Below are 13,841 nucleotides of genomic sequence, written 5' to 3' on the forward strand. Positions count from 1 at the left end.
GGGAATGAATGATGGCCGGCACAACGCTGCTCGACATCAAGGGCGTCCAGACCTACTACGGCAACATCAGGGCGCTGAACGGCGTCGATGTCACCGTCAAGCAGGGCGAGATCGTGGCGCTGATCGGCGCCAATGGCGCCGGCAAGTCGACGCTGATGATGACCATTTTTGGTGCTCCACGGGCGCGGGCCGGCACCATCACCTTCGCCGGCACCGACATCACCCAGTTGCCGACCCATGAGATCGCGCGCATGCGCATCGCCCAGTCTCCGGAGGGCCGGCGCATCTTCCCGCGCATGACGGTGATGGAAAACCTGCAGATGGGCGCCAGCCTCGACAACCTCAACCACTACGACGAGGACGTCGAGAAGGTGTTCACGCTGTTTCCACGCCTGAAGGAACGCATTGCCCAGCGCGGCGGCACGCTGTCGGGCGGCGAGCAGCAGATGCTTTCGATCGGACGTGCGCTGATGGCGCGGCCGAAACTGCTCTTGCTCGACGAGCCGTCGCTAGGCCTGGCGCCGCTGATCGTCAAGCAGATATTCGACGCCATCCGCGAGTTGAACCGCACGCAGGGGCTGACCGTGTTCCTGGTCGAGCAGAACGCCTTCGGCGCGCTGAAGCTCGCCACGCGCGGCTATGTCATGGTCAACGGCAACGTGACGATGAGCGGCACCGGCAAGGAGCTGCTCGCCGATCCGGACGTGCGCGCCGCCTATCTCGAAGGCGGCCATCACTGAGTTCAGGAGTCTTAATCATGCAGGGCATTCTCTATGAGGAACCCTCGGTCTGGCAGTTCTTCTTCGTCACCTGCCTGCTTGGCGGCTGGGCGGCGTGGATGACGGGCAAGGCCTGCGCCCAGACATGGCGCAGCGTTGTCCAATTGTTCGCCTATTTGCTCGGCCTCGGTATAGCCGTAAGGTTCATCCATCACGCGCTGTTCGGCGGCACGATGTTTTCGCTGCACTACTACATCGTCGACACCATCGTCCTGATGATATTGGGCTTCATCGGCTATCAATACACGCGCACCAACCAGATGGTGACACAGTATAGCTGGCTCTACGAAAGAGCATCGCTTTTGAGTTGGAAACCAAAAGGTTGACGTTCATCATTAACGCCTTTTCGCGGATGAATCGGCGTGACAAGTGCCTGAAAATCGGCAAAGTACGCTTTCTGCGAGTAAAGGTGGGCATCGCATGAAAGCATCATCCACGCCCACTCTGTAAATGGGAGCGTTTTACATGAGAAAATCACTTTTGTCCGCCGTCGCCCTGACCGCGCTCGTCGCGTTCAGCGGAAGCGCGTGGGCTGACGTCCTGATCGGAGTTGCCGGTCCGATCACCGGCCCGAATGCCGCCTTCGGCGCGCAGCTGCAGAAGGGCGCCGAACAGGCTGTCGCCGACATCAATGCGGCCGGCGGCATCAACGGCGAGCAGGTCAAGCTCACGGTCGGCGACGACGTCTCCGATCCGAAGCAGGGGATTTCGGTCGCCAACAAGTTCGTCGGCGACGGCGTCAAGTTCGTGGTCGGCCACTTCAACTCGGGCGTTTCGATCCCGGCATCGGAAGTCTACGCGGAGAACGGCATCCTCGAGATCACGCCGGCCGCGACCAACCCGCAGTTCACCGAGCGCGGCCTGTGGAACACGTTCCGTACCTGCGGACGCGACGACCAGCAGGGCAGCATCGCCGGCGCCTATCTCGCGGAGAACTTCAAGGATGCCAAGATCGCGGTCGTCCACGACAAGACGACCTATGGTCAGGGCCTTGCCGACGAGACCAAGAAGGCGATGAACGCTGCCGGCGTGACGGAAGTCATGTATGAAGGCGTAAATATCGGCGACAAGGACTTCTCGGCGTTGATCGCCAAGATGAAACAAGCCGGCGTTTCCATCATCTATTGGGGTGGTCTGCACACCGAAGCCGGACTGATCATCCGCCAGGTGGCTGACCAGGGCCTCGAGGCCACGCTGGTTTCCGGCGACGGCATCGTGTCGAACGAACTGGCCTCAATCGCCGGTGACGCGGTTGCGGGCACGCTGAACACGTTCGGCCCGGATCCGCGTCTGATCCCGGCGAACAAGGAACTGGTCGAGAAGTTCCGCGCGCAGGGCTTCGAGCCGGAGGCCTACACGCTTTATTCCTACGCCGCCATGCAGGCGATCGTGGGAGCCGCCACAGCCGCCAAGTCGAACGATCCGATGGAAGTTGCCAAGGCTCTCAAGGCCAACGGCCCGTTCAAGACCGTGCTGGGCGATCTTTCCTACGACGAGAAGGGCGATCCGACGCTGCCTGGCTACGTCATGTACGAATGGAAGAAGGGCGACGACGGCAAATACACCTACGTCCAGAAGATGTAAGCCTGTCGACGACGACGACAATTCCGGAATGCCCGGCGCCTCGCGCCGGGCATTTTTCGTGTGTGCCGTTTTACCTTTCGTCGGAGCACCCTTTGCGCATTCGAGGGAACGCGCGGCGCTCTACCCAATGAGTGGATTTAAATCGGTTAATCGTCGCCGCCCGATTTTGTTTGCGCTGCAGCATTTTCGCGTTAATCATGGCGCAGTCCCCCTTCCGTCAGCGTCCGGAGCCTTGTCCTTGGCAATCACGAAGATCCTTGTCGCCAACCGGTCCGAAATCGCCATCCGCGTCTTCCGCGCGGCCAACGAACTCGGCCTCAAAACCGTGGCGATCTGGGCCGAGGAGGACAAGTACTCGCTGCACCGCTTCAAGGCGGATGAAAGCTATCAGGTCGGGCGCGGGCCGCATCTGACCAGGGATATGGGGCCGATCGAAAGCTATCTGTCGATAGAGGAAGTGATCCGCGTCGCCAGGCTTTCCGGCGCCGATGCCATCCATCCGGGCTATGGGCTGTTGTCGGAAAGCCCTGAATTCGCCGAAGCCTGTGTCAAGGCCGGCATTATTTTCATTGGACCCAAGCCGGATACGATGCGCAGGCTCGGCAACAAGGTCGCCGCACGCAACCTGGCGATCGAGGTCGGCGTGCCGGTAATTCCCGCCACCGATCCCTTGCCGGACGACATCGAGACGGTGAAGGCGCTCGCCAGGACGATCGGCTATCCGGTGATGCTGAAGGCGTCGTGGGGCGGCGGCGGCCGCGGCATGCGCGCCATCCGCTCGGAAGCCGATCTCGCCCGCGAGGTGACGGAGGGCAAGCGCGAAGCGAAAGCTGCCTTCGGCAAGGACGAGGTCTATCTCGAAAAGCTGATCGAGCGCGCCCGCCATGTTGAGGTGCAGGTGCTGGGCGACACACACGGCAACGCCGTGCACCTGTTCGAGCGCGATTGCTCGATCCAGCGCCGCAACCAGAAGGTGGTCGAGCGCGCGCCGGCGCCCTATCTCGAAATGTCGCAGCGCGAAGAGCTTTGCGGCTACGCGCTCAAGATCGCGCGCGAGACGAGCTATATCGGCGCCGGCACGGTCGAGTTCCTGCAGGATGCCGACAGTGGCAAATTCTACTTCATCGAGGTGAATCCGCGCATCCAGGTCGAGCACACGGTCACCGAACAGGTGACCGGCATCGACATCGTCAAGGCGCAGATCCACATCCTCGATGGCTTTGCCATCGGCACGCCGGAATCGGGCGTGCCGGCGCAGAAGGATATCAGGCTCAACGGCCACGCGCTGCAGTGCCGCATCACCACGGAAGATCCCGAACATAATTTCATCCCCGACTATGGCCGCATCACCGCCTATCGCGGCGCCACCGGTTTCGGCATCCGCCTCGATGGCGGCACCGCTTATTCGGGCGCGGTCATCACCCGCTTCTACGATCCGCTGCTGGAGAAGGTGACGGCCTGGGCGCCGACGCCGGCCGAGACCATCGCCCGCATGAACCGGGCGCTGCGCGAGTTCCGTATTCGCGGGGTGGCGACCAACCTCACCTTCCTCGAGGCGATCATCAATCACCCGAGTTTCGCCGAAAATTCCTATACGACCAAGTTCATAGATACGACACCGGAACTGTTCGCGAGCGTGAAGCGGCAGGATCGCGCGACCAAGCTGCTCAACTACCTGGCCGATGTCAGCGTCAACGGTCATCCCGAAACCCGCGGCCGGCCGCAGCCGAAGGCCGATGCGGCGGCGCCCATGGTGCCCTATCTCAACGGCAATGTGCCCGATGGCAGCAAGCAGAAGCTCGACGCGCTTGGGCCGGAGAAATTCGCGGCCTGGATGCGCGCATGCAAAGAAGTGCTGGTCACCGACACGACGATGCGCGACGGACACCAATCCCTGCTGGCGACGCGCGTGCGCACCTATGACATCGCCGGCATTGCCGGCACCTATGCGCGCGCACTGCCGCAGCTTTTGTCGCTCGAATGCTGGGGCGGGGCGACCTTCGACGTCGCCATGCGCTTCCTCACCGAAGACCCGTGGGAGCGGCTGGCGCTGGTGCGCGAGGCAGCGCCCAATCTGTTATTGCAGATGCTTTTGCGCGGCGCCAACGGCGTTGGCTACACCAACTATCCGGACAATGTCGTCCAGCATTTCGTCAAACAGGCAGCAAGTGGCGGCGTCGACCTGTTCCGAGTCTTTGACTGTTTGAACTGGGTCGACAACATGCGCGTCGCCATGGACGCTGTCGGCGCCGAAGGCAAGCTGATCGAAGCAGCGATCTGCTACACCGGCGACATACTCGACCCGGCCCGAGCCAAGTACGACCTCAAATACTACGTCGCGCTGGCCAGGGAGTTGCAGGCGGCTGGCGCCCATATCATCGCGGTCAAGGACATGGCCGGGCTCTTGAAGCCGAACGCCGCCCGCGCTCTGTTCAAGGCGCTGCGCGAGGCGACCGACCTGCCGATCCACTTTCATACGCACGACACGTCAGGCCTGTCGGCGGCGACGGTGCTGGCGGCGGTGGACAGCGGTGTCGACGCCATCGATGCGGCGATGGATGCCCTGTCCGGCAACACCTCGCAGCCTTGCCTGGGCTCCATCGTCGAGGCGCTGAAGGGCACCGAGCGGGATCCGGGCCTCGACCCGCAATGGATCAGGAACATCTCGTTCTACTGGGAGGCGGTGCGCAACCAGTATGCTGCCTTCGAAAGCGACCTGAAGGGGCCGGCCTCGGAAGTCTATTTGCACGAAATGCCGGGTGGGCAGTTCACCAACCTCAAGGAGCAGGCGCGCTCACTCGGGCTGGAAACGCGCTGGCACGAAGTGGCGCAGACCTATCACGACGTCAATCTGATGTTCGGTGACATCGTCAAGGTGACGCCGTCGTCCAAGGTCGTCGGCGACATGGCGCTGATGATGGTGAGCCAGGACCTGACGGTTGCCGATGTCGAAAATCCGGCCAGGGATATCGCCTTCCCCGACTCGGTCGTGTCGATGCTGCGCGGCGACCTCGGCCAGTCGCCCGGCGGCTGGCCGGAGGCGCTGCAGAAGAAGGTGCTGAAAGGCGACAAACCGATCACCGTGCGGCCCGGTTCGCTGCTGAAAGCAGCCAATCTCAAGGCCAGCCGCAAGGAGATCGAGGACAAGCTCGAGCGCAAGCTCAGCGAGTTCGAATTCGCCTCGTGGCTGATGTACCCGAAGGTCTTCTCCGACTTTACCGCAGCGCAGGAAACTTATGGGCCGGTCAGCGTGCTGCCGACGCCGACCTATTTCTACGGCATGAAGCCGGAGGACGAGATCTTTGTCGACATCGAGAAGGGTAAGACGCTGGTGGTGCGCTGCCTGGCCATAGGCGATGTCGACGAGAAGGGCATGGTCACCGTGTTCTTCGAGCTCAACGGCCAGCCGCGCCGGGTCAAAGTGCCGGATCGGGCGCATGGCGCTTCCGCCGCCAAGGCGCGGCGCAAGGCTGAGCCGGGCAATGAGGCGCATGTCGGCGCACCGATGCCGGGCGTCGTCTCGGCGCTCGCGGTTGCCGCCGGCCAGGCGGTCAAGGCCGGCGACGTGCTTTTGTCCATCGAGGCGATGAAGATGGAGACGGCATTGCATGCCGAGCGCGACGGCACAATCGCCGAAGTGCTGGTCAAGGCCGGCGATCAGATCGACGCCAAGGATTTGCTGATCGCCTTCGGATAAGGTGCGTTGATATTCAGGTGATGCCGGCCTGCAAACGCCAGCTTCCTGCGCTTGCTTTCAGCGCCGCGCGCCCCCGGGCGCGCAAAGGACGCTGTAGTATTTGATTTGCGCATGATCCTTTCCGCAACTCGATTCCGATTTCGGGGATCATGCGCGGGCTCACGTACTTTAAGTACGCTCCGCTCCGGTTCTCGGAAGCCGGCGTTCTCGACTCGGCCTGACCTGAATCTCAACACACCTTAGGTCCTGTCCACCCTTCATGCCGCATCGATAACAGCTTGACCGGTCGCCTCCGGTCGGGCATCGAACCGCTGCAAATTCGCCGCGACGGTTCGTGAGTCGCGGCATGGAAAACGACGCGGAGAAAAAATGGCCGACGACATCACCGAGACCAGCCAGACTGTTGCCGCCGGCCAGCTGCGAGCCTTCATCGAGCGCATCGAGCGGCTCGAGGAAGAGAAGAAGACGATCGCCGACGACATCAAGGAAGTGTTCGCCGAGGCCAAGGGCACCGGCTTCGACACCAAGGCGATGCGGTCGATCATCCGGCTGCGCAAGAAGGACCAGGCTGAGCGGCAAGAGGAGGAAACCATCCTCGATCTCTACAAAGCCGCACTCGGCATGGTGTAAGGCTGGTAACAGCCCTGGGCGCCGGTTGCGCCCGCAACGGGTCGAACCATGAGCGAATTCGACTTTGGCGGCCGCCGCGCCTCTGAGTTCCGCCAACGCGGCTTCTGGACGCTGTTCGCGGAACGGCATCCGGAAGAAAGGCCTCTGATGGCGCGGCGCGGACCCTGGTTCTGGCAGCGCGGGCTGCCCGACTTCGCATTGGTCCTTTCCATGTATGTCGCGCCGGCGCAGAACCATGTCGGCGTCTTCTTCGGCCGCAACGAGAAGTTCGGTGCCACGCAAGCCTGGTCGCGGTTGAAGCCGTTCCAGCCTGCGATCGAAGACAGGTTGAAGCTCAGGCCGGAACAGAGCTGCGAGGGCCTCGGCATCAATTCGCTGTGGCGCGTGAACTGTTTTGCCGAGGACAATTGGCCGGCCATGGCCGACTGGCTGGTGACGGAAGCATCGCGCTTCGAGCGCGCTGTTTCCGAGGTGCTGGGCGGGGGTGGCGAAGCCGGACCGTGAATTCGCGTCGCAGTGGCTGAGTTAGTTCGGCTTCGCCGTGTCGCGGCCAATCCGATCGAGATGCTGTTGCAGCGCCAGATGGTCGAGCGCATCCATCCGCAGATTGGTGAACAGCGAGATGCGGTTGTTGAGCATGCGATAGGCGTCGGCAAAGGCAAGATGCAGTTCGGCTTCGGTGCCGTCTGCCTTGCCTGGGTCCGGTATCGACCAGAGCGCGGTCATCGGATGACCCGGCCAGATCGGACAGGATTCATTCGCGGTGCTGTCGCAAAGCGTGAAGATGAAATTCATTTCCGGCGCGTCGGGCTCGGCAAACTCGTCCCAGCCTTTCGAACGGGCGAAGTTCGTATCGTAGCCGAGCCTTTCGAGCAGCTGCAGTGCGTAGGGATTGACCTCGCCCTTCGGTTGCGAACCGGCGGAAAACGCCTTGAACCTGCCGCCACCGATCCGGCTGAGAATGGCTTCCGCCATGATCGATCGCGCCGAATTGGCGTTGCAAAGAAACAGCACGTTGTAGACATTATCGCTCATCTCAAGACCTCCCTTGGCAGGCGACTGGATGATGGGGGCGGCAGAGTCCGGCAAGGTGTCTTTGCCGAGACGCCGACAAGGGCGACGTAGAAAGGTTTCACGACCGTTTGATGACAATTTGTCAAATCATACGCTTGCGTGCCGATGATCGATTTGCGTTGACAGGATTGCTGCTTTGGAAATCTCTGCGGCTGTCGAATGAGAGAAAGCTGTATCGATGAGTGCGCCGGAGACTTTCGAAAGCGAAGACGGCAAGGCAGGCCGTGCGGCGGGTTTCTTCCGCTCGCGCTGGCAAGGCACGGCCCCGCTAGACCGGCTGTTCTGGCGCGATCTTGTCCTTGTCGGCACGGCGATCAACATCGCCGTGTCGGTGCTGGCGCTGATCCTGCTCGGGCTGAAGCTGCCGCTCGCTCTCGTTCTGGCGGTGCATTTCGCGCCGGTGCCGTACAATTTCTTCCTGACTTTTGCGGTGTGGCGGACCGCCGAGAAAACCGGCGGCGTCAAGGCTTCGCTGATGACGCTGGGGGCCGTGCTGTGGCTGTTACTGGTGGTGGTGATCTGACGGGACAGTGCTGCCGTCAAAGGCCGGCGGAAGCCGTCCTTTGACAACGTTGAATTCCAGTCAGGCGGCCGGCTCGAATTTCAGCGCGACCCCGTTGATGCAATAGCGTAGGCCGGTCGGCGGCGGGCCGTCCTCGAAGACGTGGCCGAGATGGCTGCCGCAGCGGGCGCAGTGGCATTCGGTGCGGACCATGCCGTAGCTGCGGTCGACGGTCGTCTCGACCGAACCGGGCACCGGATCGTTGAAGCTTGGCCAGCCGGTGCCACTCTCGAACTTCAGCTTGGATTCGAACAAGGGCTGGTCGCAGCCGGCGCAGAAAAATGTGCCGGCGCGCTTCTCGTGGAGCAGGGCGCAGCTGCCCGGCCGCTCGGTGCTGTGGTTGCGCATCACCGCATATTGCTCCGGCGTCAGCCGGGCGCGCCATTCGGCATCAGTGCGGGTGACAGGGTAGATGTGACTATCCATTTTATGCCTCTTAGCTCATGCCGCTATTGGGCTGCTTCCCAAGTTCGCCTAAAATAGGCTTTTGTTACGGCCTTTGCCGATATTTCCAGTCCTGCCGCGAAGAATTCCTTAGGCGATCGCTGCGAGATACCGCGCAACAGACCTTGCAAATCCCGTCTTTGCATCGCCGATGACGTTCTGGTTCCACCATGCGCCATAGATATGGTCGAACGCGAAAGGCTCCAGTGCCGACGCGATGCGGAGTACCTTCGCCGCATTGAGCGGGATGTAGTTCGGGTAGCTGTACATGAAGCTGACATGGCGGCGGGTTGGCGTCACCTGCAGGATGTCGCCGGCCAGGATGGCGTCGCCGCCGTCGCGCTTCCAGTGCAGCACCTGGCCGCCGGCAAAGTGACCGCCGCAACGGATAAGTGTCAGCGAGGGGTTCAGGGCGCGCGTCTCGCCCTGCCAACTCACAACAGCCGGATGCGGCCGCATGATCCACTTGCGGTCATCGGCATGCAGATAAATCGGCACGCCGCCAAACGCCTCGCTCCACTCGACCATCGCCGAATAGTAATGGCAGTGCGAAATGGCGATCGCGATGAGGCCGCCGCGGCGGTTGATTTCGGCCACCGCCTCGTCGCTGACCATAGAGATGCAGTCCCACAGCACATTGCCGTGCGGCGTCTGTGCCAGCAGCGCCCGCTGACCGATGGCGAAGCGCGGCTCGATGCCGAAGGCGAGCACGCCGGCGTCGTCCTTCATCACGATCCGATGCCCGGCGGCGAGCTCTTGCGGCGTGATCCAGGCCTGGCCCTCCCAGCGCACATATTGCCGCTCGTCCTCGCAGATCGGGCAACGTTGCGGCGGCGCGGCTGCCGCCGCGAACTGGACGCCACATTGCAGGCAGAGGAAACAGGTCGGACGTCCTGTTTTGCGTAAATCCATTCAGTGCTTCCTTGAAAGCTGCTTCGTCGCGGCCTCGAGTCCGGCGAGCGTCAGCGGAAACATGCGGCCGCCGAAGATGTCGCGGATCATGGCGATCGAATGGGTAAAACCCCAGTGCTTTTCGCTTTCGGGGTTGAGCCATACCGCGTTCGGCCATTGCTGCAGCAGACGGCTGAGCCAGACGACGCCGGCCTCCGGATTCCAGTGCTCGACCGAGCCGCCGGGATGCGCGATCTCATAGGGGCTCATCGAGGCATCGCCGACGACGATCACCTTGTAGTCCGGACCGTATTTGTGGAGGAGATCGAAGGTCGGAATCACCTCCGCATGGCGGCGCCGATTGTCCTTCCACACACCTTCGTAGAGGCAGTTGTGGAAGTAAAAATATTCGAGCTGGCGGAATTCGGCGCGGGCGGCCGAAAACAGCTCCTCGACGCTTCTGATGTGATCGTCCATCGAGCCGCCGACATCGAAGAACATCAGCAGCTTCACGGCGTTGCGCCGCTCGGGCCGTGTCTGCACGTCGAGATAGCCGTGCTCGGCCGTGGCGTGGATGGTGCCGGGCAGGTCGAACTCTTCCTCGGCGCCTTCGCGCACCCAGCGACGCAAGCGCTTCAGCGCGATCTTGATGTTGCGGGTGCCGAGCTCGACGGCATCGTCGAAATTCCTGAACTCACGCTTGTCCCAGACTTTCACCGCACGGCGGTTGCGGCTCTCATGCTGGCCGATGCGAACGCCTTCGGGATTGTAGCCATAGGCGCCGAAGGGTGAGGTGCCGCCGGTGCCGATCCATTTCGACCCGCCCTGGTGGCGGCCCTTCTGTTCCTCCAGCCGCTTTTTGAGCGTTTCCATCAGCTTTTCGAAACCGCCCAGCGCCTCGACCAGCTTTTTCTCCTCATCGGTCAGGTGCTTTTCGGCAAGCCGCCGCAGCCATTCCTCCGGAATGTTCTCGACGTCGACCGGATTTTCGCCAGCCAGCGCTTCGACACCCCTAAAGATGTGCGAAAAGACCTGGTCAAAACGGTCGATGTGGCGCTCGTCCTTCACCAGTGCCGAGCGGGCGAGATAGTAAAAACCCTCGACGTCATAGTCGACCAGCCCCGCCTCCAGCCCTTCCAGCAGCGACAGATATTCCCGGAGCGAGACGGGAACCCGCGCAGCCTTCAGTTCGAGGAAGAAGGGGATGAACATCGTCCGACTTCTATCTGTGCCCTTCGATCTTCTCGCGAGCGGCGCTGGCGATGAAGGCGGAACGCGTGAGGCCGCGTCGGCTCGCTTCGGCATCGATTGCCGCCAAGAGACCTGCGTCGAGCGACAGATTGGCTCGGACAGGCCGTCCGGAATCGATCAGCACGGGGATCATCACGGCAGATTCTCCGGCGGCGCTATCGATTTCGCCCAGTCGGAGCAGATCTGCCACCGTGCGTGCGTCGGGCAAGGGCAAGTGCTTCGCCCTTCGTGCCTCAGCCCATTCGCGAACGGCGGAGGTCGCGTCGGCTATCGCCTCCTCGGGACTTGCGCCACCGCCGTGACATCCGGGAAGATCGGGGACCCGCACTCCCCAGACATCATGTGCGCCGTCAAGAATTCCGACATAGTGCGTCATCATTCCTCCTTAAATCCATCCGGCAAGCCGGGCGATCGACCGTTCATCACATCAGATCATATTCGATGAAGCCGGTCCTGCGCGCCACGTGGTCGTAGAGCTTGCGCGCGGTGGTGTTGGTCTCGTGCGTCATCCAGTAGACGTTCTTGACGCCGATCTTGCCGGCTTCCTGCTTTACTGCTTCGATCAGGGCGGCGCCGACGCCTTTGCCGCGCACGTCCGGGTCGGCGAACAGGTCCTGCAGATAGCAGTTGTTTTTTTCGGACCAGCAGGAGCGATGGTAGAGATAGTGCGTCAGGCCGACCGCCTTACCGCCGAGCGTGGCGATGAACCCTTTTGGTTCAAACTCACCCGCCGTGAACAGCCGCTTCCAGGTGACGGCGTAGACGTCTTCCGGCAGCTCGGTTTTGTAGAAGGTGAGGTAGGCAGTCCACAGACGCTGCCAGTCGGCGTGGTCGGATTGTGCCAGTGGGCGGACGGTGATCTCGGTCATTTCATTTCCTTCTGAAGCTTCGGGCCCAGGCTGCCCCGGTGCCCGGACGGCGGCAACGGTCCAGCAACGGGAAAGCGCTGTCCGCCGCATGCCCGGCCATCCGCTATGGCTTCGGGCGTTCGTCGCTCGAAAAGCCAAATCGTCGGCTTTTCGTCGGCCGACCGCTCCTCACCCCTGCCTTCTCGCCATGAAGGCCAGCCGCTCGAACAGATGCACGTCCTGTTCGTTCTTCAACAGCGCGCCGTGCAGCTTAGGCAGTGCGTTTTTCGGGTCGGCACGCAAATCCTCGGGCGCGATATCGTCGGTCACGAGCAGGCGGATCCAGTCCAGTGCCTCGGAGGTCGACGGCTTCTTCTTCAGGCCCGGCACGTCGCGGATCTCGTAGAACTGGGTGAGCGCGGCGCGCACCAGGTTCTGCTTGATGCCGGGATAGTGCACGTCGACGATCCGATGCAGCGTCTCGAAGTCGGGAAAGCGGATATAGTGGAAGAAGCAGCGGCGCAGGAAGGCGTCCGGCAGTTCCTTCTCGTTGTTGGAGGTGATGATGACGATCGGGCGCACGGCAGCGCGGATCGTTTCGCCGGTCTCGTAGACGAAGAACTCCATTCGATCGAGTTCCTGCAGCAAATCGTTGGGGAATTCGATGTCGGCCTTGTCGATCTCATCGATCAGAAGCACGACCTTCTTGGCCGTCGCGAAGGCATCCCACAGCTTGCCGCGCTTGATATAGTTCCTGATGTCGTTGAAGCGCTCGTCGCCGAGTTGGCTGTCGCGCAGCCGCGAGACGGCGTCATACTCGTAGAGCCCCTGCTGCGCCCTTGTCGTCGACTTGACGTGCCATTCGATCAGCTCGAGGCCGAGCGCGGCCGCCACTTGCCTGGCCAGTTCCGTCTTGCCGGTGCCGGGCTCGCCCTTGACCAGCAATGGCCGCTCCAGCGCGATCGCCGCATTGACCGCCACCATCAAATCCTTGTCGGCGACATAGGCCGCCGTGCCTTCGAAACGCATTTTTGCTCCTCGGTTTTCATGGCAACCGTAAGGAGACAGCCCAGCCCATGCAAGGCGCAGCGGCGAGGGCGCGGTGAACCCATGTGCCGCGCAGCTCCCAGGCAGTACCTTGCGACGAATAAAGCCGCCGAACATGGCCGTCTCTCTGGCGCTTGGCCTGCCATCGGCCTATATTGAGCGTGACGGTCTGCGCTTCCCGGCAGGAGAACATTTTCCCCGGGGCCTTAATGATCCCTAGGGAGCTGTCCCTGGGAAGACCCGTGGGTTTTCTCATACGGCGCCCACCTACTTTGTAGGTTCCCGGGATCGCTCTCTCCACCGGTTGTGTGGATCGTCACTCGACGCAAAGGATCCACGCCTCGGTGGATCATGCGGTGGAAAACGTCGCTCCTAAAACTCCATCCAAATCTGACCTTTTCTATCGTCGGCGCATGACATCCTCGAAAGACCTGAAAAGACAGTTGCGACGCGAAGCACTCGGGCGCCGCGACGCGCTCGATCCGTTCTGGCGGGTGGAGGCAGCGCTCGAAATGGCCGAGACGGCGCGGGACAGCATTGCGATGGAGCCGGGCCAGATCGTCTCCGGCTTCTGGCCGATGCGCTCGGAAGTCGACGTCCGGCCGCTGATGTTCACCTTGCGCGAAAAAGGGGCACGGCTTTGCCTGCCGGCGATTCTCGACAAGACCACCATCGTCTTTCGCGAACTGGTGCGCGGCGCGCCGATGATCGACATGGGGTTCGGCACCGTCGGGCCGCATGAGGAGGCCGAGGTGCTCGATCCCCAGGTGATGCTGGTGCCGCTCGCGGCTTTCGACGCGTGCGGCCACCGCATCGGCTATGGCGCCGGCTATTACGACCGTGCCATCGCGCGGCTGGTCGACAAGGGGCAGCCGCCAAGGCTGATCGGCATTGCTTTCGACTGCCAGCAGGTGGCGCTGGTGCCGGACGAGCCGCATGACGTGACCATTCCGGAAATACTCACCGAGAGCGGGTTGCGCCGGTTCGCGCCGAAATTGTAGATAAGTTCCTGGACGCATGGTCTTTTCCGGAAG

Annotated in this window: 15 protein-coding genes and 1 other RNA gene; 9 read left to right on the top strand and 7 right to left on the bottom strand. The window is 62.2% G+C overall.

Annotation, left to right across the window (positions count from 1 at the left end; all coding sequences use genetic code 11):
- Positions 1-11 precede the first annotated feature (11 nt).
- The 6 genes from AC0L3O_RS09955 to AC0L3O_RS09980 all read left to right on the top strand — a co-directional run bounded on the left by AC0L3O_RS09955 (position 12) and on the right by AC0L3O_RS09980 (position 7,194).
- Positions 12-740 carry an ABC transporter ATP-binding protein gene (locus tag AC0L3O_RS09955; RefSeq protein WP_287218932.1) on the top strand — a complete coding sequence of 243 codons (729 nt, stop codon included), beginning with the start codon at positions 12-14 and terminating at the stop codon, positions 738-740.
- A gap of 17 nt (positions 741-757) precedes the next feature.
- Positions 758-1,105 (top strand): DUF6867 family protein, encoded by a 348-nt coding sequence (locus tag AC0L3O_RS09960; protein WP_027152865.1) that lies wholly within the window; start codon positions 758-760, stop codon positions 1,103-1,105.
- Between the two features lie 139 nt (positions 1,106-1,244).
- Positions 1,245-2,363, top strand: coding sequence for a branched-chain amino acid ABC transporter substrate-binding protein (locus tag AC0L3O_RS09965; RefSeq protein WP_023800033.1), 1,119 nt, complete (start codon positions 1,245-1,247; stop codon positions 2,361-2,363).
- Between the two features lie 238 nt (positions 2,364-2,601).
- The gene (gene pyc / locus AC0L3O_RS09970) at positions 2,602-6,060 is read left to right on the top strand and encodes a pyruvate carboxylase (RefSeq protein ID WP_287260526.1); all 3,459 of its coding nucleotides are present in this window, start codon (positions 2,602-2,604) and stop codon (positions 6,058-6,060) included.
- A 369-nt stretch (positions 6,061-6,429) separates the two neighbouring features.
- Positions 6,430-6,690, top strand: coding sequence for a DUF2312 domain-containing protein (locus AC0L3O_RS09975; protein WP_023800031.1), 261 nt, complete (start codon positions 6,430-6,432; stop codon positions 6,688-6,690).
- Positions 6,691-6,738: 48 nt separating this feature from the next.
- Positions 6,739-7,194 carry a hypothetical protein gene (locus tag AC0L3O_RS09980; RefSeq protein WP_128170682.1) on the top strand — a complete coding sequence of 152 codons (456 nt, stop codon included), beginning with the start codon at positions 6,739-6,741 and terminating at the stop codon, positions 7,192-7,194.
- Between the two features lie 21 nt (positions 7,195-7,215).
- Here AC0L3O_RS09980 and AC0L3O_RS09985 read toward each other — a convergent pair whose 3' ends face one another.
- Positions 7,216-7,725, bottom strand: a complete 510-nt coding sequence (locus AC0L3O_RS09985) for an arsenate reductase ArsC (protein ID WP_473535744.1) — start codon at positions 7,723-7,725, stop codon at positions 7,216-7,218.
- Between the two features lie 217 nt (positions 7,726-7,942).
- Here AC0L3O_RS09985 and AC0L3O_RS09990 point away from each other — a divergent pair, with 217 nt between their 5' ends.
- On the top strand, positions 7,943-8,287 hold the full coding sequence (locus AC0L3O_RS09990; protein ID WP_473535743.1) for a hypothetical protein: 345 nt from the start codon (positions 7,943-7,945) through the stop codon (positions 8,285-8,287).
- A 60-nt stretch (positions 8,288-8,347) separates the two neighbouring features.
- On the opposite strand, the gene msrB is transcribed toward AC0L3O_RS09990, so the two are convergent.
- From msrB to AC0L3O_RS10020, 6 genes are all read right to left on the bottom strand, one after another.
- Positions 8,348-8,752 (bottom strand): peptide-methionine (R)-S-oxide reductase MsrB, encoded by a 405-nt coding sequence (msrB, locus tag AC0L3O_RS09995; protein ID WP_023800027.1) that lies wholly within the window; start codon positions 8,750-8,752, stop codon positions 8,348-8,350.
- Between the two features lie 108 nt (positions 8,753-8,860).
- Positions 8,861-9,682 carry an MBL fold metallo-hydrolase gene (locus AC0L3O_RS10000; protein ID WP_023800026.1) on the bottom strand — a complete coding sequence of 274 codons (822 nt, stop codon included), beginning with the start codon at positions 9,680-9,682 and terminating at the stop codon, positions 8,861-8,863.
- On the bottom strand, positions 9,683-10,873 hold the full coding sequence (locus AC0L3O_RS10005) for a vWA domain-containing protein (RefSeq protein ID WP_128170685.1): 1,191 nt from the start codon (positions 10,871-10,873) through the stop codon (positions 9,683-9,685).
- 10 nt (positions 10,874-10,883) lie between these two features.
- Complete coding sequence (locus AC0L3O_RS10010; protein WP_036269921.1) at positions 10,884-11,288, bottom strand: type II toxin-antitoxin system HicB family antitoxin; 405 nt, start codon at positions 11,286-11,288, stop codon at positions 10,884-10,886.
- Positions 11,289-11,334: 46 nt separating this feature from the next.
- Positions 11,335-11,781 carry a GNAT family N-acetyltransferase gene (locus tag AC0L3O_RS10015; protein WP_023800023.1) on the bottom strand — a complete coding sequence of 149 codons (447 nt, stop codon included), beginning with the start codon at positions 11,779-11,781 and terminating at the stop codon, positions 11,335-11,337.
- 168 nt (positions 11,782-11,949) lie between these two features.
- Positions 11,950-12,789, bottom strand: coding sequence for an AAA family ATPase (locus tag AC0L3O_RS10020; protein WP_128245933.1), 840 nt, complete (start codon positions 12,787-12,789; stop codon positions 11,950-11,952).
- 181 nt (positions 12,790-12,970) lie between these two features.
- Here AC0L3O_RS10020 and ssrS point away from each other — a divergent pair.
- Both ssrS and AC0L3O_RS10030 read left to right on the top strand, forming a co-directional pair.
- Positions 12,971-13,126: non-coding RNA, 6S RNA (ssrS, locus tag AC0L3O_RS10025), on the top strand.
- 94 nt (positions 13,127-13,220) lie between these two features.
- Positions 13,221-13,808: a 5-formyltetrahydrofolate cyclo-ligase gene (locus tag AC0L3O_RS10030; RefSeq protein WP_473535742.1), complete on the top strand. Its 588-nt coding sequence runs from the start codon at positions 13,221-13,223 to the stop codon at positions 13,806-13,808.
- The last annotated feature ends 33 nt before the right edge of the window (positions 13,809-13,841 follow it).

The sequence above is a fragment of the Mesorhizobium sp. WSM4810 genome (assembly GCF_055811235.1).

What these genes read in the sequence shown, in the direction of transcription:
- AC0L3O_RS09955 (WP_287218932.1), top strand. Translation starts at nt 12, where the DNA reads ATGGCCGGCACAACGCTGCTCGACATCAAGGGCGTCCAGACCTACTAC.
- AC0L3O_RS09960 (WP_027152865.1), top strand. Translation starts at nt 758, where the DNA reads ATGCAGGGCATTCTCTATGAGGAACCCTCGGTCTGGCAGTTCTTCTTC.
- AC0L3O_RS09965 (WP_023800033.1), top strand. Translation starts at nt 1,245, where the DNA reads ATGAGAAAATCACTTTTGTCCGCCGTCGCCCTGACCGCGCTCGTCGCG.
- AC0L3O_RS09975 (WP_023800031.1), top strand. Translation starts at nt 6,430, where the DNA reads ATGGCCGACGACATCACCGAGACCAGCCAGACTGTTGCCGCCGGCCAG.
- AC0L3O_RS09980 (WP_128170682.1), top strand. Translation starts at nt 6,739, where the DNA reads ATGAGCGAATTCGACTTTGGCGGCCGCCGCGCCTCTGAGTTCCGCCAA.
- AC0L3O_RS09985 (WP_473535744.1), bottom strand. Translation starts at nt 7,725, where the DNA reads ATGAGCGATAATGTCTACAACGTGCTGTTTCTTTGCAACGCCAATTCG.
- AC0L3O_RS09990 (WP_473535743.1), top strand. Translation starts at nt 7,943, where the DNA reads ATGAGTGCGCCGGAGACTTTCGAAAGCGAAGACGGCAAGGCAGGCCGT.
- msrB (WP_023800027.1), bottom strand. Translation starts at nt 8,752, where the DNA reads ATGGATAGTCACATCTACCCTGTCACCCGCACTGATGCCGAATGGCGC.
- AC0L3O_RS10000 (WP_023800026.1), bottom strand. Translation starts at nt 9,682, where the DNA reads ATGGATTTACGCAAAACAGGACGTCCGACCTGTTTCCTCTGCCTGCAA.
- AC0L3O_RS10005 (WP_128170685.1), bottom strand. Translation starts at nt 10,873, where the DNA reads ATGTTCATCCCCTTCTTCCTCGAACTGAAGGCTGCGCGGGTTCCCGTC.
- AC0L3O_RS10010 (WP_036269921.1), bottom strand. Translation starts at nt 11,288, where the DNA reads ATGACGCACTATGTCGGAATTCTTGACGGCGCACATGATGTCTGGGGA.
- AC0L3O_RS10015 (WP_023800023.1), bottom strand. Translation starts at nt 11,781, where the DNA reads ATGACCGAGATCACCGTCCGCCCACTGGCACAATCCGACCACGCCGAC.
- AC0L3O_RS10020 (WP_128245933.1), bottom strand. Translation starts at nt 12,789, where the DNA reads ATGCGTTTCGAAGGCACGGCGGCCTATGTCGCCGACAAGGATTTGATG.
- AC0L3O_RS10030 (WP_473535742.1), top strand. Translation starts at nt 13,221, where the DNA reads ATGACATCCTCGAAAGACCTGAAAAGACAGTTGCGACGCGAAGCACTC.